The sequence below is a fragment of the Pseudarthrobacter sp. NIBRBAC000502772 genome (genome assembly GCF_006517235.1).
Classification (GTDB): domain Bacteria; phylum Actinomycetota; class Actinomycetes; order Actinomycetales; family Micrococcaceae; genus Arthrobacter.
The window spans coordinates 4,519,267-4,542,217 of sequence record NZ_CP041188.1 but is presented as its reverse complement, the minus strand read 5'-3'; the positions used below and the strand labels follow the sequence as shown (position 1 = coordinate 4,542,217).

20 protein-coding genes are annotated in these 22,951 nt (G+C 64.9%); 9 read left to right on the top strand and 11 right to left on the bottom strand.

From position 1 onward, the window contains the following. The first annotated feature begins 19 nt into the window (after positions 1-19). On the top strand, positions 20-505 hold the full coding sequence (locus NIBR502772_RS21070; RefSeq protein ID WP_141141664.1) for a hypothetical protein: 486 nt from the start codon (positions 20-22) through the stop codon (positions 503-505). A gap of 144 nt (positions 506-649) precedes the next feature. On the opposite strand, the gene NIBR502772_RS21065 is transcribed toward NIBR502772_RS21070, so the two are convergent. Genes NIBR502772_RS21065 through NIBR502772_RS21040 form a run of 6 tightly spaced genes read right to left on the bottom strand, consistent with a single transcriptional unit; the run spans position 650 to position 9,318 of the window. Further along, positions 650-1,858, bottom strand: coding sequence for a PLP-dependent aminotransferase family protein (locus tag NIBR502772_RS21065; RefSeq protein ID WP_246848619.1), 1,209 nt, complete (start codon positions 1,856-1,858; stop codon positions 650-652). Between the two features lie 20 nt (positions 1,859-1,878). After that, positions 1,879-3,168, bottom strand: coding sequence for a M20 family metallo-hydrolase (locus tag NIBR502772_RS21060; protein ID WP_141141662.1), 1,290 nt, complete (start codon positions 3,166-3,168; stop codon positions 1,879-1,881). A 10-nt stretch (positions 3,169-3,178) separates the two neighbouring features. Beyond that, positions 3,179-4,912: an amidohydrolase gene (locus NIBR502772_RS21055; protein ID WP_141141661.1), complete on the bottom strand. Its 1,734-nt coding sequence runs from the start codon at positions 4,910-4,912 to the stop codon at positions 3,179-3,181. A gap of 18 nt (positions 4,913-4,930) precedes the next feature. Continuing rightward, complete coding sequence (locus NIBR502772_RS21050) at positions 4,931-6,337, bottom strand: gamma-aminobutyraldehyde dehydrogenase (protein WP_141141660.1); 1,407 nt, start codon at positions 6,335-6,337, stop codon at positions 4,931-4,933. Between the two features lie 12 nt (positions 6,338-6,349). Then, entirely contained in the window at positions 6,350-7,990 is a 1,641-nt protein-coding gene (locus NIBR502772_RS21045; protein ID WP_141141659.1) for a thiamine pyrophosphate-dependent enzyme, read from the bottom strand. Beyond that, on the bottom strand, positions 7,987-9,318 hold the full coding sequence (locus NIBR502772_RS21040; protein WP_141141658.1) for an MFS transporter: 1,332 nt from the start codon (positions 9,316-9,318) through the stop codon (positions 7,987-7,989). Before NIBR502772_RS21040 ends, NIBR502772_RS21045 begins: the two co-directional genes overlap by 4 nt. A 149-nt stretch (positions 9,319-9,467) precedes the next feature. Between NIBR502772_RS21040 and NIBR502772_RS21035 the strand changes: the two genes are divergently transcribed. Both NIBR502772_RS21035 and NIBR502772_RS21030 read left to right on the top strand, forming a co-directional pair. Continuing rightward, a complete protein-coding gene (locus NIBR502772_RS21035) occupies positions 9,468-10,649 on the top strand; it encodes a CdaR family transcriptional regulator (RefSeq protein ID WP_141141657.1) in 1,182 nt (393 codons plus the stop codon). Between the two features lie 113 nt (positions 10,650-10,762). Further along, entirely contained in the window at positions 10,763-11,446 is a 684-nt protein-coding gene (locus NIBR502772_RS21030) for a DNA alkylation repair protein (RefSeq protein WP_141142204.1), read from the top strand. Between the two features lie 85 nt (positions 11,447-11,531). Here NIBR502772_RS21030 and NIBR502772_RS21025 read toward each other — a convergent pair whose 3' ends face one another. After that, entirely contained in the window at positions 11,532-11,729 is a 198-nt protein-coding gene (locus tag NIBR502772_RS21025) for a hypothetical protein (RefSeq protein ID WP_141141656.1), read from the bottom strand. Between the two features lie 427 nt (positions 11,730-12,156). Between NIBR502772_RS21025 and NIBR502772_RS21020 the strand changes: the two genes are divergently transcribed. From NIBR502772_RS21020 to NIBR502772_RS21010, 3 genes are read left to right on the top strand one after another with little or no spacing between them, the layout of a single operon-like run. Continuing rightward, a complete protein-coding gene (locus NIBR502772_RS21020; RefSeq protein WP_141141655.1) occupies positions 12,157-12,417 on the top strand; it encodes a hypothetical protein in 261 nt (86 codons plus the stop codon). A 54-nt stretch (positions 12,418-12,471) separates the two neighbouring features. Continuing rightward, positions 12,472-12,804, top strand: a complete 333-nt coding sequence (locus NIBR502772_RS21015) for a metalloregulator ArsR/SmtB family transcription factor (protein WP_141141654.1) — start codon at positions 12,472-12,474, stop codon at positions 12,802-12,804. Between the two features lie 12 nt (positions 12,805-12,816). Beyond that, the gene (locus tag NIBR502772_RS21010; protein WP_141141653.1) at positions 12,817-13,314 is read left to right on the top strand and encodes an SRPBCC domain-containing protein; all 498 of its coding nucleotides are present in this window, start codon (positions 12,817-12,819) and stop codon (positions 13,312-13,314) included. Between the two features lie 127 nt (positions 13,315-13,441). On the opposite strand, the gene NIBR502772_RS21005 is transcribed toward NIBR502772_RS21010, so the two are convergent. Next, positions 13,442-14,734 (bottom strand): MFS transporter, encoded by a 1,293-nt coding sequence (locus NIBR502772_RS21005; protein WP_141141652.1) that lies wholly within the window; start codon positions 14,732-14,734, stop codon positions 13,442-13,444. 26 nt (positions 14,735-14,760) lie between these two features. Then, positions 14,761-15,981 (bottom strand): M20 family metallopeptidase, encoded by a 1,221-nt coding sequence (locus NIBR502772_RS21000; protein ID WP_141141651.1) that lies wholly within the window; start codon positions 15,979-15,981, stop codon positions 14,761-14,763. A gap of 147 nt (positions 15,982-16,128) precedes the next feature. Here NIBR502772_RS21000 and NIBR502772_RS20995 point away from each other — a divergent pair, with 147 nt between their 5' ends. Together NIBR502772_RS20995 and NIBR502772_RS20990 are read left to right on the top strand one after the other, a co-directional pair. Then, positions 16,129-17,166 carry an Lrp/AsnC family transcriptional regulator gene (locus NIBR502772_RS20995; protein ID WP_141141650.1) on the top strand — a complete coding sequence of 346 codons (1,038 nt, stop codon included), beginning with the start codon at positions 16,129-16,131 and terminating at the stop codon, positions 17,164-17,166. A gap of 98 nt (positions 17,167-17,264) precedes the next feature. Beyond that, positions 17,265-17,855 (top strand): DUF1992 domain-containing protein, encoded by a 591-nt coding sequence (locus NIBR502772_RS20990; RefSeq protein ID WP_141141649.1) that lies wholly within the window; start codon positions 17,265-17,267, stop codon positions 17,853-17,855. A 104-nt stretch (positions 17,856-17,959) separates the two neighbouring features. On the opposite strand, the gene NIBR502772_RS20985 is transcribed toward NIBR502772_RS20990, so the two are convergent. Next, positions 17,960-20,311, bottom strand: coding sequence for a transglycosylase domain-containing protein (locus tag NIBR502772_RS20985; RefSeq protein ID WP_141141648.1), 2,352 nt, complete (start codon positions 20,309-20,311; stop codon positions 17,960-17,962). A 228-nt stretch (positions 20,312-20,539) separates the two neighbouring features. Here NIBR502772_RS20985 and NIBR502772_RS20980 point away from each other — a divergent pair, with 228 nt between their 5' ends. After that, the gene (locus tag NIBR502772_RS20980; protein WP_058931246.1) at positions 20,540-21,181 is read left to right on the top strand and encodes a PadR family transcriptional regulator; all 642 of its coding nucleotides are present in this window, start codon (positions 20,540-20,542) and stop codon (positions 21,179-21,181) included. A 21-nt stretch (positions 21,182-21,202) separates the two neighbouring features. Here the strand turns inward: NIBR502772_RS20980 and NIBR502772_RS20975 are convergent, their stop codons facing one another. After that, entirely contained in the window at positions 21,203-22,504 is a 1,302-nt protein-coding gene (locus NIBR502772_RS20975; protein WP_210412334.1) for an ammonium transporter, read from the bottom strand. Positions 22,505-22,951 lie beyond the last annotated feature (447 nt).

The window sequence follows — 22,951 nt, the reverse complement described above, 5'->3', positions numbered from 1 at the left end:
CGGACAATACTGTGTAGCCATGACGAAAGAAGAGATAGCCCTCTGGGTTCAGGTCGCCGCAGTGCTCGCGGCCGTGGCGGCGGCGATTGTCGCACTCATTGTGTCGGCGCTGGATCGGCGGAACTCGCGCCGTATCGCCGGCGAAGACCGCCGCGCGGCGCTGAAGCAGGCACATCTGATGTTCGAGCTTGAAACTCTTCTGAGGCTGAAACAGAACCTAGGGCGCGGAGGCCACTCCGACAGCACGATCAGTAGCGATATGGGAGCCGAAGCTGCCGCGCTAGTCGGAGCGCTCGGACCTGGTCGTGTTCCGCGTAGCTGGAAATTCCTAGTTGACAGTAAGCCCGAGGAGATAGCCAAGTCAGTCGAGGATCCAGCCACGCCTGAGTGGCTGAAGAAGTCGATTGAGGCACACCTAGCCCTTTCGGCGGTTGCCGATGAGATAAGGCGAGAAAACGACCTGCTCGTGCCTCGTTCGGCGACCGCGTTACAGGGAAAGCCCTAGCCGCGTTTCCCGAGCGACGAAAGCCCCGCTATGCCTCTGGACGGCGGGGGAGCGGTGTGTCCAAGGCAATTGTCGGAGTAGGGCTGCAGCCTGACGAAGCTAGCCCGAGATGTCCGGCCCGAAATGTCAGCCCCGCGAAGCGGACTAGAGCCTTGCCAGCACGGGAGCCAGCCGGTGGATGCCCTCGGTGATGAGGTCCGGGCTGAGCGCGCTGAACGCCAGGCGCAGCTTCTGCGACGGCGCTGTGGTCGGTGAGAACGCGGCTCCCGGGAAGTACACCACGCCGGCGTCCACCGCCGTCGTGATGAGCGCCTGGGTATCCACAGACCCAGGCAGTGTGAGCCAGGTGAAGAAGCCGCCTTCGGGCCTGGTCCAGGTCACGCCGTCGGGCATGGTCTCCGAAAGCGCCGCTAGGGCGGCGTCGCTGCGGAGCCGATAGGCGGCACGTGAGACATTGAGCTGGCCCTGCCAGTCGTAGTCGCGGAGATAGGCAGAGGTGAGCATCTGGTTAAAGGCCGGCGGGCACAGGGTGCTGGACTCTCCGATAATGAGGAAGCGCTGCTTCAAGTGAGGCGGAACCAGCGCCCAGCCGAGCCTGAGGCCGGGAGCGAATATTTTGGAGAAGGAACTCAAATAGATGACGTCCAAGGGGTTGGCCGCCCGCATTGCAGGAAGCGCGTCTCCACGGTACCGGAGCAATCCATAAGGGTTGTCTTCAACCACGAGGATGTTCGCGTCCCGGCAGATGTCCACTACCTGCTGACGCCGTTCCAGGCTCAGGGTCACACCTGTTGGATTGTTGAAGTTGGGAATCGTGTAGAGGAACTTGATGCGCTTCCCCACTCGCCGCAGCGCATGGATGCGTTCCTGCAGGGCTTCCGGGATCAGTCCGTCAGAGTCCGTCAGAACAGGCTGGACGTCGACTTCGTACACGGAAAACGTGCCCAGGGCCCCCATATACGTGGCATCATCGGTCAGCACCGTATCGCCAGGATCGCAAAGAATCTTCGTCACGGTGTCAAGACCAAACTGGGATCCGATGGTCACGGAAACGTCGTCGGGGTCGGCGTCAGTGATGCCTTCGAGGGACATGATCGAGCAGATCTGCGACCGCAGTTCCTCGGTTCCCTGCCCGGCACCGTACTGCAGCGCCTGGGAACCCTGGCCGGCGATAATGGCAGCCGACGTCTCGCCAAGGGCAGCCAGAGGCAGGGAGCCGACGTCGGGGTTTCCACCTGCCAGTGAAATAATCCCTGGCCGGGCAGCGGCGGCAAAGATCTCCCGCACGGCCGTGGACGGGGTGCATGCCGCCCGTCGGGCCCACAATTCCGTATGGTGCGAGCGGACGGACATGGCATCCTGATCCGCCACTATCATGGCGTGCGATTCCCTTCGGTGGAAACAGGCTCCAGGTCTCCGCTGCAGAGCCTGCTGGCCACCTCAGTCAGCATGGTCAGTCCTGCGACGATGTCCTCGTCCGTGGTGTATTCGTGCTCGTTGTGCGAGATGCCGTCCACGCTGGGCACAAACAGCATCACCGTGGGAACAATGTCCTTCATGTTGGTGGAGTCGTGCCCGGCCAGGGTCATCACAGTCTTGTTGGACAGACCAAGATCGGCGGCAACCTTGGCCGCGAGTTCCACGCCTTCGGGCTGATACGGGCTCACCGGCCAGGAATGCGAGTGGTTCCGCTCCACCGTGACGCTGGCCAGGGTCTCGATCTCCATGATCCGCTGATGCAGCAGGGCATCGGCCTCTGACAGAACGACCTCGTCCGCGCTGCGCAGATCCAGCAACAGGCTGACGCGGGACGGCACAACCACAGGGGAGTTCGGGTAGACGGTGAGTTGGCCCACCGACGTATGCAGAACGCCGGGGAACTTGTCTGCCAGTTCGCGGGCTGCGACCACCATCATGGAGGCGCCCAGGAGGGCATCCTTGCGGTCCGCGATGACGGTGGAGCCGGTGTGCGCCTGCTCGCCGTGCACCACGAACTCGTACTTGTTGGCCGCCCAGTTGGAGTGCACCAGCCCGATGGTGATTCCTTCCCGCTCCATGCTGCGGCCCTGCTCGATGTGGATTTCGGCGCAGAACGCCGCCTCGGGGCCTTCATAGTCCCCGCGGCAGCCGATGGCATCGAGGGCGTCACGGACGCTCACTCCGCCGGCATCCGTGATGGCCATGGCTGTTTCCAGGTCAAGCTTGCCGGTGTAGACGGAAGAGCCCATCATGGACGGCTTGAAGCGGGACCCTTCTTCGTTGAACCAGTTGACCACCGCGATGTTGAACAATGGCTGGCTGTCCGGCCCGGCGGAGACCCATTTCTCCACCAGCCGGAACGCCGCGTGCGCCGCGGCGAGGACACCGTACGCGCCGTCGTAACGCCCCGCCGTCGGCTGTGAATCCATGTGCGAACCCAGCACCACGTATGGTGCGCCGGGCACTGCCTCGTAGAGGCCCCACTGGTTTCCGGCGCGGTCAAACCTTACGGTGAAACCGCGGCTTTCGAGGAGACCCGCAAGCCAGCGGCGCTGCTCGCCGTCCGGCACGCTGGCCGCCTGCCGGTCCACGCCCCCGTTCGCCGTTGATCCAAACTGGCTCATGATTTGGAAGTCCCGGATGAACGCCGCGTCCTGGGTGCTGAAAGCTGTTGTGGTGGTCAAGGTATTTCCCCTATGAACGGTCTGATGGGATGTGCTGCAGAACCTTTGGCCTGCCGTGGGTCAGTTCCAGGCCAGGTGTTAGGTGGGTGAACTTGCCGGCGACGGAAGTGGCGAGCACTTGGAGTCCGGAGATATCGTCGACGGCGAGCGGAGAGCCGGACAGGACAGCGAAGTCTGCCAGTTTGCCGGGTGTCAGTGCGCCCTTGATGTGGGACGTGCCAGTGGCCGCGGCGGCTCCGGTGGTGTAGGCGGCGAGGGCTTGAAGCGGTGTGAGCCGCTCATCCGGGTTCCCGAAAACGTACCCGGTTGAGGTGCGCCGGTCGACGAACGCCTGCATCCCGCGGAGTACGTTGCCGTCAGCCACCGGACGGTCCGAGCTGCCGGCCACGGTCACGCCGGCGTCCAGAAAGGATGCCGCCCGGTAGGCCCAGTCCAGCCGTTCCCCACCCAGCGAGGCAGTCATACCGTCGCCGCCGTCCGCGAAGAAGCTGGCCTGCGGGGTGACGGCGATTCCAGCCTCCGCGATCCGGACCACCTGTTCAGGCCTGGTGATGGACGCGTGCTCGATCCGGTTGGGAACGGTCCGTGGCCCGTACTTTTCCGCGCACTCCGTGATGATGTCAATCGCCAGGTCGACAGCCCGGTCCCCGATGGCATGGGCGGCTATTGACCAGCCCGCCGCGTAGGCGGTCTCGATCCGGTTCCGTAGCGCTTCGGGATCGGCCTGGAAATAGCCGGTGTTGCTGCTGTTGTCCGTGTGTCCGTGGCTGCAGTAGGCCTCGCTGACCGCCGCCGTTTCGCCCAACAGTGAGCCGTCCAGGAAAACCTTGGCCGGCCCAAGGGACAGGAATTCATTTCCAAAGCCGCTGTACATGCCCAAATCAAGGCCCGAGGCTCCAGCCGAATCCGCGCCGTGCCCATCCAATGGGTGGAGCGCATCCAGGACTGGCATGAGCTGTGCGCGTGCGTGGAGCCGGCCGTTGGCCATGGCCCGCTGGTAGGCGGCGAGTTCCACGGGGCTGTGTCCGATCCAACCGCCGCCGATTCCGGCTTCGGTGAAGCTGGTGATTCCTTCCGACGCGTAGTACCGGGTCCCACGATCCAGGGCGGCTTCGATGCCGTCCAAGGTATACGGCAGGATCAGCTGCTGGATCAGCTGCTGCGCCGTCTCCTGAACCAGCCCCGTGGGCCGGCCGGCGGCGTCGCGGACTATCACCCCGCCGTCGGGGTCGGGAAACGACGGCGACTCGGCACCTGCCAGCCGCAGCGCCGCGGTGTTGACCACAGCCATGTGCCCCGAATTGTGGCGGATAAACAACGGCCGGTTCCCGGTGATCCGATCCAGTACGGCAATGTCCGGAAACTTGCCGCCATGCTGTGTCTGGCTGAAGCCGGTGGCCATAAGCCATCCGGTCTGCTGATCCGTGGTCTTCTCCTCGCCGGTGGCCCCAACCGTGGCCATGTCCGCCTCCAGCAGGGCATACAGCTGGTCCAGGCCGCGGGCGGCTGCAACGTCCACTTCTGCCAGGCCCAGGCCGAACCAGGTGGTGTGGCAGTGGGCGTCGATGAAGCCGGGAGTCACCGTAGCGCCGTGGAGGTCCAGGACCTCGACGGCGTCCAGCCCGTACACGTCTTCGTCCAGGCCCACCACGCGGCCCTGCCAGATGCCCAACGAGGTGGCGTGCGGGCGCCGCTCGTCCATGGTGATGATGTCCGCATTACGCAGCAGCAGATCGAGTTTCATGGTTTACCTAGCGTGGGTTTAGCGGTGGGAGGTGGTGACGGATTTGATGCGGGTGTAATCCTCCAGGCCGAAGACGGAAAGGTCCTTGCCGGTGCCGGAGTGCTTGAAGCCGCCGTGCGGGGCCTCGGCCGGAATCACCTGGTGGCAGTTGATCCAAACGGCGCCAAAGTCCAGTTCATTGGAGACCCGGGTGACCACTCCGTGGTTGTTGGACCAGACGCTGGACGCCAGGGCGTACTGGGTGCCGTTGGCCAGTTCCAGGGCTTCTTCCTCTGTGGCGAACGGCTGGACAGTGAGCACAGGACCGAAGATCTCGTCGCACACCACCTCGTCGCTTTGGAACACGCCGTCGATTACCGTCGGTTCGAAGTGGTAGCCGGTGCCGGTGCGCTTGCCACCGGCGAGGACCTTGGCGTTGGCTGGCAGCCGGGACATAAAACCCTCCACCTGGTCCAGCTGGGCGGCGCTGTTAAGCGGTCCGAGGTCGGCACTGTCACCGCCCACCTGAAGCGCGGAAGCGGCTTCGGCGAGGGCGGCCGCGAATTCGGTGTGGATGGTTTCGTGCACCAGGACGCGGGTCACTGCGGTGCAGTCCTGCCCGGCGTTGAAGAACGCACTGAGCGCGATCTCCTTGGCGGTCAGCTGGATGTCGACGTCGGCGAAAACGATCGCCGGTGCTTTGCCACCGAGTTCCAGGTGGACGTCCTTAAGCGTCTTCGAGGCTGCGGACATGACCTGCGCCCCGGCACGGGTGGAGCCGGTGATGGAGACCATTTCCGGGATCTCGTGGTCCACCATGGCGGCGCCGGTTCCGCGCCCGCCGCAGAGGATGTTCACCACCCCTGCAGGGTAGGCCTCCTGTGCCAGCTCACCCAGGATCAGTGTGGACCAGGGCGTTGTATCGGCCGGCTTGAGCACCAGCGTGTTACCGGCGGCCAGGGCTGGCCCAATCTTCCAGATGGCCATCATGAACGGGTAGTTCCAGGGAGTAATCTGGGCGACCACGCCGAGAGGTTCCCGGCGGACCGTCGAGGAGAATCCCCTGACGTATTCGGTCTGTGCCGTTCCGGAGACCACCCGGCACGCACCGGCGAAGAAGCGGAGCTGGTCCGCGCCCCGCAGGATTTCGATCTCCCTGGTGATCTGCCGGGGCTTTCCGGTGCAGGCCACTTCCGCCTCCAGCAGCCGGTCCGCGTTGGCCTCGATCAGGTCAGCGAGCTTGAGCATCATGGCCTGGCGTTCCGCCGGGGTGGTCCGCTTGTAGCTCTTGAACGCCGTGTGCGCGGCCTGGAAGGCGCGGTCCACGGTTGCTGAGTCGCTGTCCGGTGCGGTGCCGAGCTGGACTCCGGTGGCCGGATCGAAAAACGGCAAGGAAGCCGCAGCCGGAACGGACTGGCCGTTGATGATGTTGTTCAGGGTGATCATGGAATGCTCCGGTCAGTTGCTGGCGGTCTGGGGCGAGCGGGTGGCAGGGTCCTGCGGCAGGTGCAAGACCGCGGGAAGCCCCGACTCGGCTGCCCGTCGGAACGCGGCAGCGAAGTCCTCGGCCTTCTCAATGCGCTCGCCGTATCCGCCGTAGGAGCGGGCCAGCGCGACGAAGTCCGGGTTGGTCATGTGCGTGCCGGAGGGGCGGCCCGGATAGTGGGCTTCCTGGTGCTCCCGGATGGTGGCAAAAATGCCGTTGTCCACCACCAGCACGATGAACCGGGCGCCGTGGCCCATGGCCGTGGCGATCTCCTGCCCGTTCATCATGAAGCAGCCGTCTCCGGCCACGGAGATGACCTGGCGGCCCGGGTAGGCCAGGGACGCCGCCACCGCTGCAGGGATGCCCATGCCCATGGCGCCGTTGCGGGGCGCGGCCAGTGAGTTCGCGGCGTTGTGTTTGAGGTAGCGGGCCGGCCAGAGCGAGTGGTTCCCCGCCCCATACGTGATGACGGCGTCGTCGTCCATTTCCTGTTTCAGGATTTCCATAACGACGGCGAGGTCCACATATTTTGAGTCCACTTCGTTGACCCTGTCCGGCTGCGCGGTGGAGAACTTTTCGTAGTCGGCGCGGGCTTCGGCCAGCCAACCCGCGGCCGGCTTCACCTCGGAGGTGGTAGCGGCGAGGACCGTGGCGAAGGACGCGACGTGGGCGGGGATGTGCTGATCCAGCCGGCCGAAATGACCCAGCAGGTCGGCGTCGGCGTTGACAACGACGGTTACTGCATCGAGGCCACGCCGGTAGCCGTCGGAGAGCACGTCGGCGCGGACGCAGCCGACGAAGATCAAGAGATCGGCCTCGTCCAGCCGTGCCGCGTTGGCGTCGCTGCGGGCGTAGCCCAAGTATCCGGCATAGGCACCGCTATTGTGCGGAACCGCATCGTAGGCGCGGAAATCAGCCAGGACAGGAACGCCGTGGCGTTCTGCCCAGCCGGCCAACGCTTCGGAAGAAGCCTGGTCCCAGCCTTCGCCGCCCACCACGATCAGCGGTTTGTGTGATGCTGCCAGGCGCTGTTCCAACGCCGCCAGGTCTGACGTGGTCGGCTCGGACCGTGCCACCACTCTGGGCTGCACTGTTCCCGAGCCGATGGCGTGGACCAGGACGTCTTCGGGAAGCCCGATCACCACGGGTCCTGGGCGTCCGCTCAGTGCGGTAAAGATAGCGTCGTCAACCACGCGGGCGGCGGACGCGGCGTCGTCGAGCGTCACCACTTTCTTGGCGGTGCTGCCGAACCAGGCGTTGATGTCGAATTCCTGGAAGGATTCGCGGCCGCGGTCGGCAACCGGGATGAGGCCCACAAAGAGGATCAACGGGGTGGCGTCCTGGTGGGCGGTGTGGATGGCGATGAACGCATTGGCCGCGCCGGGGCCGCGGGTCACCATGGCCACGCCGGGCAGCTGCGTGAGCCGGCCCTCGGCGAGTGCCATGAACCCGGCGCCGCCTTCGTGGCGGGTCACCACGGTTTCAATAGAGGAGCCGTGCAGGCCGTCCAGGACGTCCAGGAAGCTTTCGCCGGGGACACCGTAGACCCGTCTGATGCCGGCACGCTCGAGCTGGGCAACGATCAAGTGTCCGGCGGTGGTTTGGGTGCTCAATGCTTCATTCCTTCTTCTTCGATGCTGAGTGCCGGCAGGAAAATGCCGGACAAGGCGGTCATGATGGAAACCACCAGGAGGATGATGGCGCCAGGCCAGAATGAGTTGCCGCTGGCGGCCACCAGCGCCGTGGCAATCAGCGGCACAAAGCCGGAAATCACGCCGGCGCTGTTGGAGGTGATAGCTACCCCCGTGTAACGGACTTTTGTGGCGAACAGCGAGGTCAGCGCGGTGCCGGAGACGGCGTAAGGGACGGACAGGGTGCACACGCCGACGATCATGGCCAGGATCACCAGGACGGGGTTGGCGGTGTCGATCAAGAGGAAGACGGGCACAGCGACGATAGCGGAGGCGATGCCGCCCCAGAGGATGACCTTGCTGGCGCCGTACTTCTCGCCCATCCGGCCTGCCCAGATCAGCACGAAGATCTCAAACACCGCTGCGAGGAGCGAGCCCATGAGGAGGGTCTCGTAGGGCATCTTGAGGACCTTGGTGCCGTAGAAGACCACGAAGCTGGTGATGAGGTAGAAGCCGCCGATGCCGAGGAGTGCCGAGCACCCGCCCACCAGGATCTGGCGCCAGCTTTTGGTCAGGACACCGCGGATTGGGGCGTGCTCGGTTTCACCGGATTCCATGAGTGCCTCGAACTCCGGCGATTCGCTGAGCTTGCTGCGGATCCACATGGAGATGGCCAGCAGGGGGATGGCGGCAATAAACGGGATGCGCCAGCCCCAGGCGTCGAAGTTGGTTTGCCCAACGAGGTAGAGCATGCCGAAGAAGCCGCCGGAGGACAGGATGGTGCCGATCGGGGAACCGATCTGGGGCAGGGCGGCGTAGCGGGCGCGCTTGGCAACGGGGGCGTTTTCGACGGCAATAATCACCGCACCGCTCCACTCACCGCCAACTGCCAGGCCCTGCAGGATGCGCAGCGCCACCAGGATGATGGGCGCTGCGACGCCGATGGTCGCATAGTTCGGCAGCAGCCCGATCAGGCCCGTGACAACGCCGATACCGACGATGGTGATCATCAGGATCTTCTTACGCCCCACCTTGTCGCCCAGGGCTCCGAAGATGAATCCCCCGATGGGACGGGCCACGAAGCCCACAGCAAGGGTGGCGAAGGAACTCATGGCGGCGACGAACGGATCGGCTGAAACAAAGTACTGGGCGTTGAATACCAGGGCGGCGGCCGTGGTGAAGAGGAAGAAGTCGTACCACTCCAGCGCGGTGCCCACCAGCGCGGCCAGTGCCACTTTTTTCGTCACACGCTCGTCTACAACGCGGGGTAGCGATGGTCCGAGACCAGTTGCGGGGCTGCTGCTTGCCATGCTTACTCCAATAACGGATGGTAGTGCGGATAGATTCTGCCGGCCGGGGCCAGATGGGTGTGACGGGTCTCACCGGATTCAATTGTCTCAGTAGATCTGCTCAAATAAGTTAGCTGGCGGCAACCGAAATCGGCTTGTATGGTGTGTGAATGCACAATCTTGAGGATGCCGCCGTCGCACGGAGGTGGTCGGAGCTCGTCGAACAGCTTCACCACAGGGTCGACGTTTTGGCAAAGAAGTTCATCAGCCAGGTCCGGGAGATCCCGGAATACGGCGAATCAACCGTCGAGACAGACGAGATCATGCAGACGGCCCGGGAAACTTTCCATCGGCTGGTGAACGGCCTCAGGAACGGCGGCAACGCTGAAGCCGGGGCGGACTATGACGCCGACATTTCAGCGTCCCTGGGAGCCAAACGTGCACGGGCCGGGATTCCCGCCGAAGCGCTGGTCTCTGCCGTGCGCCTGGATTTCACCATCCTTTGGGCAGAGCTGCTGGCCATTGCCACACCGGAAGATGCGCCCATGCTGACCGCCCGCGTGGATCAAGTGTGGCGGGTTGTCGACGAATTCGCCGTCCGCACGCACACGAGTTACCTCAATGAACGGGTGCGGATGGCTCAGGAGGAGTCCAGCATTCAGAACGAGTTCATTGCCAGGCTTTTCAGTGTGGTGAGTCCCTCGGCGGACACAGCTGCCCAGGTAGCTGAGGCGTTGGGAGTCTCCGCCAATGCTCGGTTTGGGCTCGTCGCGGCCAGTGGGAGCGCCGCCGCCCGGCTGCGAGCTGCCCAGGTGAAAGCCGCGGCCAAGCGCAACCAGCGATTCTTTCTCCGGGAGTCGGGCGACATGGCTTATGTCTTCTGGCCCGTGGCAGCAGCGCGGACGGGAGAAGTCAAGGCTGTCATCGCAACGGTGCCGCAGGTATTTGCGGACATCCCCTGCGGCGTAGCCGAAGCGAACGGTTTGCGCGCTTTGCCCAAAGCGGCACGAACCGCGTCGAGCTTGGCGGCACTCCTGCAGCCTGCGGACACCGGACCGCTATCTGCCAACCAGGCGTGGCCGCGCCTTGCCAAGCGGCAACTCGCGGAGGCTGGTCTGGACCTTGTGGAGGAGCTTGACGCTGCGCTTGACCCGTGCCGTGGCGTGGAGCGGGAACGACTCACCGAGGCTGCCCGCCACTTTCTTCAATCGGGAAGCGTGACGCTCACGGCGGAAGCACTGTTTTGCCACCGGAACACGGTCCTTAACAGGCTCAACCGGTTTCAGGAGTTGACCGGCATTGATCTCACCGTGCCCAACCAGGCCGCGCGGCTCGTTGTGGCATGGGCATGACCAGCGTTGGCACCCAACAGAAGTGGACGACGACGGGAGCCTCCCGCCGTCGTCCGCTTCCGCTCTGTCAGCCGTAGGCTGGAACCGACAAAAGGGTGACCGAAAGGGTGACAATGTCCGAGACCATGACGGCCGGGCGGCTGGGCGAGGTGATGGCCGAGCTGGCCGTGCTTGAGGACCCGAAGATGCGCGAGGCGAACGAGAAGCGCGGCGACGACCACGGCGTGAACCTGTCCAAGCTGCGTGCGGTCGCGAAGCGGCTGAAGACGCAGCAGGAACTCGCGCGCGAGCTCTGGGCCACGAACGACACCCCGGCCAGGTTGGTGGCGCTGCTGATCTGCCGGCCAAAGGCCTTCGAACGCGACGAACTGGACGCCATGCTCCGCGAGGCGCGCGCCCCCAAAGTGCACGACTGGCTCGTGAATTACGTCGTGAAGAAGAGCCCGCACGCGGAGGACCTGCGCGTGGCCTGGATGGCTGACCCGGATCCGGTGGTCGCCAGCGCCGGCTGGGCCCTGACCAGCGAACGGGTGGCGAAAAAGCCCGCGGGGCTCGACCTCCCGGGGCTGCTGGACATTATCGAGGCCCAGATGAGGGACGCCCCGGACCGGCTGCAGTGGGCCATGAACCACACGCTGGCTTTCATTGGGATCGAGCATCCCGAGTACCGGGCCCGGGCGCTCGATATCGGCGAACGGCTCGAGGTCCTCAAGGACTACCCGACGCCCCCGAACTGCACATCACCGTTCGCGCCGATCTGGATCAACGAGATGGTGAGCCGCCAGGCAACCGCGTAAGGCTGTCAGCCCGGATGCAAAACTGAAGCGGACGACGCCGGGAACCTCCCGCCGTCGTCCGCTTCAGTTTTTGGCCGTGAACCGATCAGACGGTGGCGAGCTGGCGTTCCTGGCCGCGGACGCTGACCGTGAAAGTGTTGGGGCCGCTGCACTGGACCGCAATGCGGCATTTCGTGGTGTTCGCCTTCACTGAGAGGTCGTGCACAACGCTCTCCAGTGTGTGCTCAATCGCCGACCGGTCCCAGATTTTTAGCGTGATGGAGTCAGTGTTTTCAAACGTCATTGTCAGTACTTTCGCTCATGCAGTTAACGGCTCCGCGTCGTCCTTGAGCGGGCCGCATCCTCGTCGGTGAGGATTGCTGATCTTGGTAGTGCGGGAACGGGGTCCCGATCTCATGGTTCATGCTTGCCGCCAAGATTTGCAACAGAAATGGCCAAAGTGTGAGCGATTACACGCTCGCGCCGGCAGGTCCTGTCACAAAGTGGTGGACGCGCTATTTCGGCAGCGGTAATCTTTCAAACGGGCACAAGCTGACCGTGTGCCTTTGAGTGAAGGCGCCGCCACCGCTTCTTCGGCGCCGCGTTCGGGTCCACGCACTGGGGCAACCAAGAGGCCTTATGAGCCGCCGCCGGCCACATCGCCGGCTCCGGCCGAGCCAATACTGCCATTCATCCTTTGATGGAATTCCGTCTTGCTAAGAGGTCACGCAATGAAAACTCCTACTCGTCGTTTCGTCATGCTTTCTGTCGCCATCCCGCTCGCCTTCACAGCCGGACTGCCAGCTGCCCAAGCGGCCAACCCGAACGCCAGCTGCGTGGGAATCATTGTCTCCAGCGAGGCTCCGGCCGGGGAGTTCGACGTGGACACCTACAAGGATCTGGCAGAGAGTGTCGGGGTGTCCCCCTTCGGACAGTTCGTCGTCACCGGAGCCCGGTTGCATGAAGGCTCTATGGAGGCATGCCTCCCGTAGCCTTCCGCGGGTAAGCCTTGACACCCGGCCGCCCCGGGCGTATCGTACAACCAAATGGTTGTAGATCAGCTCAGAGACGCGGACGTGGACCGCCTGTTCCAGGCCCTCGCGGACGCCACCCGGAGGGACATTGTCCGGCGGGTGACGGCCGGGGAGTCTTCCGTCTCCGGCCTCGCCGCCCTCTACGCCATGAGTTTCGCCGCCGTCCAGAAGCATGTGGCGGTGCTGGAGCGGGCTTCCCTGGTAACAAAGGAGAAGCGCGGAAGGGAACAGATCGTGCGGGGTAACCACGAAGGACTGCAGAAGGCCCGCCGGCTGCTCGATGAGTATGAGGCGATCTGGCGGCAGCGTGCCGGGCGGATCGCGGACATTCTGGCTGAAGGATAGGAAGGTTTCGCAATGCCTGTTATCAGTTCCACCAAGAATCTCGAAGCCCTCAGCTTCACCCTCGTTGCCGAGTTCGACGCCGGCGTCGAGCAGGTCTGGCAGATCTGGGAAGACCCCCGCCAGCTGGAGCGGTGGTGGGGCCCGCCCACCTGGCCGGCCACGTTTGAGGCGTTCGACTTCCAGCCCGGCGGGAAGGCCGGCTACTACATGACCGGCCCCGAGGGGGAGAAGGCCGGCGGCTGGTGGCGCTTCACCGCCATCGAGGCGCCGCGCAAACTCGAGTTCGACGACGGCTTCGCGGATGCTGACGGCGCCCCCAACGAGGCCATGGGAGTCACCCATGCCGCCGTTGACCTCGAAGACCTCGGCGGCCGCACCCGGATGACCGTCCTGTCCACCTTCGAGTCCGAAGAGCAGATGGAACAGATGGTCCAGATGGGCATGGAAGAGGGCATACGAGAGGCTGCTGGCCAGATCGACGCACTGCTCGCCGAACACGCCCGCGCCTGAGTAACGCTGACGGTTTTGACGCAAAAGGCGAGCGCGAAAGGACACTTGAGGCCCCAGGATCCGGGGCCTCAAGTGTCCTTTCGCGCGTGGTGGTGGTCGCTCCTACGGAGGCGGCGGTGTGGACTGCTTAGTGCGTCAGGTCCTTGCCCTTGGTCTCCGGGATGGTGAACACAAACGCGATGCTGATGGCCAGTAGCACCACCGCGTAGACGTTGAAAAGGTTGCCCTGTCCTATGGAGCCGAGCCAGGCCTGCAGGTACGGTGCCGTGCCGCCGAAGGCTGCGACGCAGATGGAGTAGGGGACGCCCACGCCCACCGTGCGGATCTTGGTGGGGAACAGTTCCGCGTATACGGCCGGGACGATTGCTGCGCTTCCGGCGATGAAGAACAGCATGACGGACATGGTGACCGCGAGCTGCCACGGGGAGTCCTTCAGCAGCCAGGTCATGGGGAAGTGGAAGAGGGCGGCGCCTGCGGCGCTCATGATCATGACGGGCTTGCGGCCGATACGGTCCGAGAGCTTGCCCCAGAACGGAAGCGCCGCGATGAACAGCACGTTGGCGATCACGCTGGCCCAGAGGGCCTCGCCACGGTCCATCTTGAGGACCGACGCGGCATAGCTGGGAGTCACGACACCCCAGATGTAGTAGGACACAGTCAGCCCGACGGTCAGGCCAATCACCTGCAGGGCCTGCTTACGGTGCCTGTAGATCTGCGGCCACATCGGCTCGTGCTTTTCCTTGGGTGATTCTGCCTCGAACGCCGCCGTTTCCTTCATGCGGGCCCGCATAAACAGGGCGTAGAGGCCCATGGCGCCGCCGATAAGAAATGGCACCCGCCAGCCCCAGGCGTTCATGTCGGCCGTGCTCAATACGTTGGACAGGATGGCGCCGAGCATGGTTCCGGCCAGGATACCGACCGTGCCGGACGTATAAATGAGGGTTGCCCAGAAGCCGCGCTGTTCCTTGGGCGCCATTTCCGAGAGGTAGGTCTGCGACGACGGCAGCTCTCCGCCGTGGGCAAGGCCCTGGATAAGCCGGGCCACCAACAGCAGGACCGAGGCGAAGGCCCCCACGGCTTCGAAAGTGGGGGCGACGCCGATGATCAGGCTCCCCAGGGCGGCGAGGCCCACCGCGAACGTCATTGACGTCTTGCGGCCGATCCGGTCACCGATCCAGCCGAATACGAAGCCGCCGAACGGACGGGCGACAAAGCCGACGGCGAAGATCGCCAGGGTGGCGAGGAAGGCCGACGTCGGGTCCGCCTTGCTGAACAGCGCGCTCGCGATGAACGGCGAGAACGTGGCATAGATGGCCCAGTCGTACCATTCAACGGCGTTGCCGATGCCGGTGCCGACGAGGGTGCGCAGGTGGGACTTGTGAACCTGGACGTCGGCTGGGACGCCTGCAGTGGTGGTCATCGTGTGCTCCAGGGAGAGAGGGAAGGTTAGTTGGCCGAGGCCAGGGCCGCGATGCGGGAGACGGCCAGCTCTGCGTAGAGCGCGGCGCCGTCGGAGAGGACGCCGTCGTCAAAGACTGCGTAGGGGGAGTGGTTGAAGGAGGTTTCGGTGTGGTCGGCGCCGGGGGCGACGGCGCTGAGCCCGATAAACGTCCCGGGTACTTCCGCCAGCACCCTCGAGAAATCTTCAGAGCCACTGAGCGGGGTGGCCCAGCGGGTGAGCCGCGACGTTCCAAAGAGGTCCTCAATGGTCTTCTCCGCGGTGTGTGTTTCGTCGTCGTCGTTGACGGTGAGGGGGTACTCGTGACGGTAATCGACGTCCACCTCGAGGCCGTGGGCAGAGGCGATGCCCTTCAGCAGCGTGGGAACGGCGGACATCATCCGTTCCCTGGCGGCGTCCGAGAAGGTCCGGATGGTGGCTTCAATGCGCGCCGTTTCCGGAATGATGTTGCGCTTCGTACCCGCCTGGAGGACGCCCACGGTCAGGACCACTGGATCGAACATATTGAACTGGCGGGTGATCATGACCTGCAGGGCAGTCACCATTTCTGCGGCCGCCGTGACCGGGTCCTTGGCCGCGTGCGGAGCCGAGCCGTGGCCGCCGGCGCCAAGAACCGTGACCGTCAGGGCATCCGAAGCGCTGAGCATCACCCCGGGTTTGGTGCAGAACCGGCCGTGCGGCTCCAAGGCGGAAAAGACGTGCATCCCATAGGCGGCATCAACCCGGCGCCCGGCCGCCTCCAGCACGCCCTCGCGGATCATGCGGCCTGCCCCGTCAAAGCCTTCCTCGCCCGGCTGGAACATCAGCACAACGTCGCCGGCCAACTGGTCCCGGCGCTCCGCCAAAAGGGTGGCTGCCCCCGCGAGCATGGCGGTGTGGAGGTCGTGGCCGCAGGCGTGCATGGCGCCGTCGATCTTCGAGGAGAAATGGGCACCGGTCCGCTCCTGGACAGGGAGGCCGTCCATGTCGGCACGCAGGAGGACCGCCGGCTTTGTTGCCGATGCGTGCGGCGCGGTGCCGCGCAGCACCGCAGTGACCGACGTCGTGCTCTTGCCCAGGGTGATTTCGAACGGCAGGCCGTCGAGCGCTTTGAGGACCTTTTCCTGGGTGCGGGGCAGTTCGAGTCCGATCTCCGGCTCCTGGTGAAGAGCATGGCGCAACTGGACAATGTCCGCCTGAAGCTCTTTCGCGTCGGTGGTGATTGACATCTGCTCTCCCTTTCAGCAACCCGTCCGGTGACGGCCTGCTGTCCATTGTGTGGTGATGTGGTTCACAAGCCGCGAAATGGCAGGAAAAAATCAAAAGTATGATTGAAACGGCAGGATTTATCCACGCGAACGATAGGAGGCTGCGAAGTGGTACTCAGCGAGGAAGACCTTGCCCTGATCAACGTGCTGCAGATTGCCCCGCGGATCAGCTGGTCGGATGCAGCCGATGTACTGGGTGTGCACGCCACAACGCTGGCCGCGCGCTGGGACAGGCTGCGATTGTCGGGCGCAGCCTGGACGACGGCCCATCTGATCGGCGATCCCAAACAGACGTGCTTGGCACTGGTGAGCGTGGATTGCGAAATGCGGTTGCGGGCCGAGGTGACCGCGGCACTCGCCGCCATCCCCGAAGTGGTCACGGTGGAGGAAGCTGCCAGCAACAGGGACCTCATGCTGACGGTCATTGCGCCCACCCTGGCCCAGTTCACGGACCATGTGCTGCCGCGGTTCAAGGAGATCCACGGATTGTTGAAGTACCGGACCTCGCTGGGTACCCGCCTGCATACCGCTGGCCATTCGTGGCGGCTCAATACCCTGGACAAGGCCAAGCAACAGGCGCTCCAGGCCGTTGCCGGCCCTGCGGCCACCGGTTCGGCAGCACCACGGCTCGGAGCCCCGCTGCCGCCGAGCCATCTGGACCTCGTCCCGTTCCTGGCCCGGGACGGGCGCGCAGGTGCCGCGGAGATAGCACGGAGCCTGGGCCGGAGCCAGGCTACGGTCCAGCGGCAGCTCAACAGGGTGATGTCCAGCGGGCTGCTGACCTTCCGTTGTGAAATTGCCCAGAAGCTCTCCGGCTACCCGGTGAGCTGCCAGTGGTTCGCCAACGTGCCGCCTGGCCAACACGAGGCCGCGGCCGCCGAACTCCGCAGCCTCCGCACCGTCCGGTTCAGCGCATCCACTACCGGAGGCACAAATTTTGTGATCCTCATGTGGCTGAATACGCTGGCCGATGTGATGAACGCCGAATTGGCCCTCCAGCAACGCATCCCGCAGATCGAGCTGGTGGAGAGCGTTGTGATCCTGAACACCGCCAAACGGATGGGCTGGATGCTGAACCCGGATTCGACGGCGAGCGGCGCGGTGGTGGTCGCGGACACCGGGGTCCCGCCCCTGGTGCTTGGCTGAGCACTCCGGCACGCTGCGGTGCCCCCGTTGAAACCCCGGCCGGCGTTCTGAATACTGGAAGACATGCTCGATTTCAGAAGCGGAGGCGGTGTTTAGCCATGAGCGGGACGGGCGACTTCAAGCGGCGCCTCGAGCGGGCGGCGGAACTCCGCTCCTACCGGGGAGCGGGGATCAGTGCCGAAGAGGAGGCCGAGCTCGACGCCGCCGAGGAGAGTGAGCGGCAGAAGCGCAAGAAGGTGGACGACGCCAAAAGGGCGGAGTACCTGATCCGGGACGCCATGGCACAGGGCAAATTCGACAACCTCAAATACGCCGGCAAGCCCATCCCCGGGCTGGGGGAGGCCTACGATCCCGACTGGTGGGTCAAGGGCCTGATCCAGCGCGAAAACATCAGCGGACTGGGGCCCAAAGCCATCCTGCTCCGCACCGAAGACGCCGAACTGGACGGCCGCCTTGATGCGCAGTTCACCGAAAAACAGGTCCGGGACATCCTCGCCGACTTCAATGCCCGGGTGGTCGACGCCCGCCGCCAGCTCCAGGGCGGCCCGCCCGTCGTCACCAAAACGCGGAACGTCGACGCCGAGGTGGCGCGCTGGCACGAACGCCGCGCCGCCCGCGCACAGGACCCCCTACCTGAACCGGAGTCGCAGCGCTCCTGGTGGCAGCGGCTATGGCGCGGCACCACTTAGCTGAGCGGGCACCACCTAGCTGAGCGGGCGAGGGGAATGCACAACGGAGGGAACGGTCGACGGCGGCGCCTCCCGCCGTCGTCGGCTGTCAGGGTCTTCGGCTCCTAGCGTCTCCCGCCCGGGAAGCCGTTTTGCGGCGGAACGCCCGGAATCTCGGGCACAGGCGGCGGGACAGGCGCGGGAGCGGGAGCAGGAGGTGGCTCCGGCGCGGGTGCTGGTTCTGGTGCGGGCGCTGGAGCGGGTGCTGGTGCGGGCGCCGGGGCGGGTGCTGGCCTCGGCGCGGCCGGTGCGGGAGTCGGTTTCGGCGGGGCAATCATGGATGCCGGCGGGGCCGGGAACGGGTTTGCCGGGTAGAGCGGGGCGGCCTGGAGCATGTAGTTGACCCACTGCGGCCCGGCGATCATGTAGCCGTCAAGGCGGGGGTAGAACTGGCCGTTGATGGTGACGTTCTGGCCGGGGCGGTTTTGGCCCTCCAATGCGTCGCCGAAGAAGGATGCTGTGGCCAGCCCCGACGTATAGCCCACCACCCAGGTGGAGCCGTTGTTGTTGGACGTGCCGGTCTTGGCGGCAACCGGCATCAGCGTGTGGATTTTGGGGTTGATCCACACGCCGGAGCCGACCTTCAGCACGTCCTGGAGCACTGCGTTGACGCCTCGGGCAACCTCAGGTTTGACGGCGTCGCGGCACTCGCTGGTCTGGCCCGGGAGTTTCCCGCCGGACATGTCCGTTACCTCAAGCACGGCAATGGGGGCGCAGTACCGGCCGTCGTTGGCAAAGGTGGCGAAGGCATTGGCCAGGTGGAGCGGGGCGACGCCGATGGCGCCGAGGAGATTGCCCAGTTGATGCATGTTGATCTGCGCGCCATCGAGTCCGCTGTGCAGCCCCACGCTGTCCACCATCTTCTGGATGCCGCAGAAATCAAGCTGGGCGGCCGAGGCGAAGGTGGCCGTGTTGATCGAGTTGTACAGCCCGTAGTTCACGGGCATGGGGCGGTAGTAGCCCTGATCGGCATTCTGCAGGTCATCGGCGGCGCCCAGCTCAGGGTTGTTCTGGGCCGTGCTGTAGGCGCCCAGCACCCTTCCGCAGCTGGAACGCCACGGGAAGCCCAGCGGATACACCCGGCGGGAGGCGTCCACCACCCCGGTCAGCGGCTTGCCCTCATTCAGCCACTCTGCGAACGTGAAGGGCTTCATGGTGGAGCCGGGCTGGAAACCGCCCGCCCCGTTAAGGTCATTGCCTTGCGGATCGCGGGAGTCCACGTTGAAGTTCAGCTGGGTATCGAACCTGCCCTCGGCCGGCAGGAACACCGTATTCTGCGCCATGGCCAGTATTTTTCCGGTGCCCGGCTGCACCGTCACGAGGGAGGCGCCCCAGCGGTCAGGATTCGCCCCGGCGGTGGCGTCCACCTGCGTCTGGGCCGCAGCCTGGAGCCGGCTGTCCAGCGTCGTGACGATGGTGAGCCCGCCCCGGTACAGCTTCCGCTCGCGCTCGATCAGGGTGGTGCCGTAGGCCGGGTTGTTCAGGATCAGGTGCGAAATGTAGTCGCAGAAGTACGGCGCCATCTGGGCGTGGGCGCAGCCCTGCTTCCCCGGACTGAGCTTGAGTTCGATGGGCGCGGCCGCGGCGGCGTCATGGTCCGCCTGGGTGATCTTGCCCGTGGCCAGCATCTCCGCAAGAACCTGGTTCCGGCGGCCTGTGGCCTGCTCCGGATTGACCGCGGGGTTGTAGTAGCTGGGGCTGTTGACCAGCCCGGCCAAGAGGGCCGCCTGCGGCAGGTTGAGATCGGCGGCCGTGGTGCTGAAGAAATACCGTGCCGCGGCCTCGATCCCGTACGCCTCGCGGTTGAAGAACACGATGTTCAGGTAGCCCTCGAGGATCTGGTCCTTGCTGAACTTCTTCTCCAGCGCGATGGCCAGCTTCATCTCCCGGAGCTTGTCCCCGATGCTCTTCTGGCCGCTGAGGATCACCGCGTCGGTTTTGTCCTGGGACACGAAGGACTCGTTGATCACGTTGGTGACGTACTGCTGGGTAATAGTGGAGGCGCCCTGCCTGCCCTCATTCGTCAGGTTGAAGATCGCAGCCCGGACGATCCCCTGCGGGTCGATGCCCGGGTGCTCATAAAAGCGGCTGTCCTCGATGGCCACGATGGCATCCCGGACAAAAGGCGATATCCGGTCCAGGGGGATCCTGATCCGGTTCTCGGTATAGAACGTCGCGATCGGCTGGCCGTCGGAGGTGAGGACCTTGGTGGATTGCGACGGCGGCCCGACGATCAGTTCCGAGGGCAGATTTTCAAAGTAGCTGATGGAGGTGCTGACTCCGTAGCCGACCGTCGCCACAGCCGGGACCACGAGGCTTGCGGCCAGGACGCCGCACATGGCGCTCGCAGCAAAGAACCCGATGACCCTTCCCAGGGTGGCGGCCAACCCGTGCCTGCGTTTCTTTTGCTGCGCCATTGTTCAGCCCCAAGCTCGCGACGTGTGATCAGAATACGCCGCTGCACCTGCAGCATCCAGATGCTGGAGGAACTGATGCCAAGCCGGTATTTTACGTCCCCAAGTCCGTTCCGGGTCTTGTTTCGCGATACATACCGATATATCGTTAAGTGTCGGTGAGTAGTCGACCGATAACCATTCAACAAGGGCCAAAAAGCATTCAACAGACAGGGAAGGGACGATGCCACCATGAAAGGCATTCACGACGACAAGTTTTTGGAACCGCCGTTCGGGCGGGGACAGTTCGGGCGGGGACGGTTTGAGCGCGGCAGGGGCCGCCGCGGACCGCACGGGCACCGCGGGGGAGGGTTTGGCCCGGGCTTTGGCCCGCGGGGCGGATTTGGTCCCGGTTTTGGACCTGGTGGAGGGTTCGGTCCCGGCTTTGGGCCCGGTCCCCGGCGCGCAAGCAGGGGGGACGTCCGGTGGGCCATCCTGTCACTGCTGGCCGAGGCCCCGTCCAATGGTTATGGCCTGATCAAGACCATCGCGGAGAAAACATCCGGCGCATGGCGGCCCAGCCCCGGGTCGATCTACCCCACACTCCAGCAACTGGTGGACGAGGACCTCATTGCGCCCCTCAGCGAGGGCCGGCGGACCGACTTCACCCTCACCGACGCCGGCAAGGCCTACGTGGCCGAGCATGCGGAGGAACTGGAGAACGCGTGGAACAGCGATGCGGAAGGATCCGGACCCGCCTTCCACCAGAGTGTGGGCAAGCTGATGGGGGTCATTCATCAGTTCCGCACGGCAGCTACGGAAGAACAGCGCAACGCTGCGGTGGAAAAGCTCGACGAAACCCGCCGCGCGCTCTACCGGATCCTGGCCGACTGAGCGCTTTTGAACCCTGTGGCCTCAGGCGAACGTGTCTTCTTTGGCGGAAGTGGCAGCAGGTGCCGTGACGCCGCGGCCCAGCGGGTTGAAGTGGCTGCCCAGCCCGCCGAAGGCGTAGGCGGTCTCGGCATGCTCGGAGAGATCCACCCCCGCCATCTCGGCCTCGTGGCTCACCCGGAACCCGATGGTCCTGTTGATGGCCCGGCCGATCACCAGGGTCACACCGCCGGAGAGAACTACGGTGACTGCTACCGCCACGGCCTGCGCCGTCAGTTGCTGGAGACCGCCGCCGTAGAAGAGGCCGCCGCCCTGGCCGTCCACGGGGAGGGCGACGAAGCCCAGGGCCAGTGTGCCGATGAGCCCGGCGCCGAGGTGAACTCCCACCACGTCCAGGGAGTCGTCCAGCCCGAACCGGTACTTCAGGTCAACAAACACGCAGCAGGCGGCACCGGCTACCAGGCCCAGGCCGATGGCGGCCACTGGGCTGATGTTGGCGCAGGACGGTGTGATGGCCACCAGGCCGGCAACAACACCGGAGGCTGCGCCCAGGGACGTGGGATGGCCGTGCCGGATCTTCTCCGCCAGCAGCCAGCTGAGCATGGCCGCGGCCGGGGTGACCAGGGTGTTGATCCAGATCAGGCCGGCCTGCTCCGCGGTGGTGGCGGCGCCGCCATTGAACCCGAACCAGCCGAACCACAGGATGGCCGCGCCGAGCATGATGAAGGGGACATTGTGCGGGCGGTGGCTGGGATCCTTGGCGAAGCCGTGGCGCTGGCCAACCACCAGGGCCAGGACGAGGGCGGCCGTCCCGGAGCTGATTTCCACCACTGCCCCGCCGGCGAAGTCGATGACCTGGCCGAAGGTCTCGGTGATGGCTCCGCCGGCGCTCATAAGCCCGCCGCCCCAGATCATGTAGGCCAAGGGGCAATAAACAAGTGTGACCCACAGCGGCACGAACACTGCCCAGGCGCTGAACTTGGCGCGGTCCGCGATTGCCCCGCTGATGAGGGCCACCGTGATGATGGCGAAGGTGGCGCTGAAGCCGGCCTTGATGAGGTCAGGGGAGCCCATGAGGTTCTGCAGCCCGAAGTTGGCGAAGGGGTTGCCGAAGATGCCCAGGATTCCCTCGCCGGTGGTCATCGAGTATCCCCAAAGGACCCACACAACTCCCACGATGCCGGCGGAGATGAAGCTCATCATGATCATGTTCAGCGCTGCCTTGGCGCGCGTCATGCCGCCATAGAAGAGACCGAGCCCGGGTGTCATAAGCAGCACCATTGCCGCCGCGATCATCATCCAGACGTGTTGCGCAGTGATCTCCACCGGTGGGTCCCTTCCATTGATCCTGAATACGGGGACTTTCCTACCTGGCCCGCGCAATTCCCCCCGATCAATATTTGTCGCCGTGTGTTTCCGTTTGCGCTTCGCTAAGTTGCGGATAGGTTACGGCCCGGCGGCTTACGTGAAGATCGCATGACGGTGATGTTTCCGGCGTGTAAACGGGACCTGTTGAACGGCGCCGGGACAGGAAGCCCTGGGACTCCGATGCCAGCGACGGCGGGCGCCGGTCCGCGCACGTGGTGAGAAGCCGCCGTCGGACGCTGAATGGGCAACGTTTCCTGAACATGAACGGCGGCTCACCGCCGGGCGGACTTGGAGGAGCGCGATGATGGGTTTTGGCCACGGTTCGACGCCGGCGTGATGGTGGCGGCCATCAGCCCGGTGCGTGTGCCGCGGTGGACCGAGTGGGAGCGGGTGTCCGCCCACACG

Bases quoted from the DNA above. Each gene is read 5' to 3' on its own strand.
- NIBR502772_RS20980 (WP_058931246.1), top strand. From the start codon at position 20,540: ATGAAAGGCATTCACGACGACAAGTTTTTGGAACCGCCGTTCGGGCGG.
- NIBR502772_RS21035 (WP_141141657.1), top strand. From the start codon at position 9,468: ATGCACAATCTTGAGGATGCCGCCGTCGCACGGAGGTGGTCGGAGCTC.
- NIBR502772_RS21010 (WP_141141653.1), top strand. From the start codon at position 12,817: ATGCCTGTTATCAGTTCCACCAAGAATCTCGAAGCCCTCAGCTTCACC.
- NIBR502772_RS21030 (WP_141142204.1), top strand. From the start codon at position 10,763: ATGTCCGAGACCATGACGGCCGGGCGGCTGGGCGAGGTGATGGCCGAG.
- NIBR502772_RS21000 (WP_141141651.1), bottom strand. From the start codon at position 15,981: ATGTCAATCACCACCGACGCGAAAGAGCTTCAGGCGGACATTGTCCAG.
- NIBR502772_RS21050 (WP_141141660.1), bottom strand. From the start codon at position 6,337: ATGATCACCCTGAACAACATCATCAACGGCCAGTCCGTTCCGGCTGCG.
- NIBR502772_RS21005 (WP_141141652.1), bottom strand. From the start codon at position 14,734: ATGACCACCACTGCAGGCGTCCCAGCCGACGTCCAGGTTCACAAGTCC.
- NIBR502772_RS21040 (WP_141141658.1), bottom strand. From the start codon at position 9,318: ATGGCAAGCAGCAGCCCCGCAACTGGTCTCGGACCATCGCTACCCCGC.
- NIBR502772_RS21055 (WP_141141661.1), bottom strand. From the start codon at position 4,912: ATGAAACTCGATCTGCTGCTGCGTAATGCGGACATCATCACCATGGAC.
- NIBR502772_RS21015 (WP_141141654.1), top strand. From the start codon at position 12,472: ATGGTTGTAGATCAGCTCAGAGACGCGGACGTGGACCGCCTGTTCCAG.
- NIBR502772_RS21065 (WP_246848619.1), bottom strand. From the start codon at position 1,858: ATGTCCGTCCGCTCGCACCATACGGAATTGTGGGCCCGACGGGCGGCA.
- NIBR502772_RS20985 (WP_141141648.1), bottom strand. From the start codon at position 20,311: ATGGCGCAGCAAAAGAAACGCAGGCACGGGTTGGCCGCCACCCTGGGA.
- NIBR502772_RS21025 (WP_141141656.1), bottom strand. From the start codon at position 11,729: ATGACGTTTGAAAACACTGACTCCATCACGCTAAAAATCTGGGACCGG.
- NIBR502772_RS20990 (WP_141141649.1), top strand. From the start codon at position 17,265: ATGAGCGGGACGGGCGACTTCAAGCGGCGCCTCGAGCGGGCGGCGGAA.
- NIBR502772_RS21070 (WP_141141664.1), top strand. From the start codon at position 20: ATGACGAAAGAAGAGATAGCCCTCTGGGTTCAGGTCGCCGCAGTGCTC.
- NIBR502772_RS21020 (WP_141141655.1), top strand. From the start codon at position 12,157: ATGAAAACTCCTACTCGTCGTTTCGTCATGCTTTCTGTCGCCATCCCG.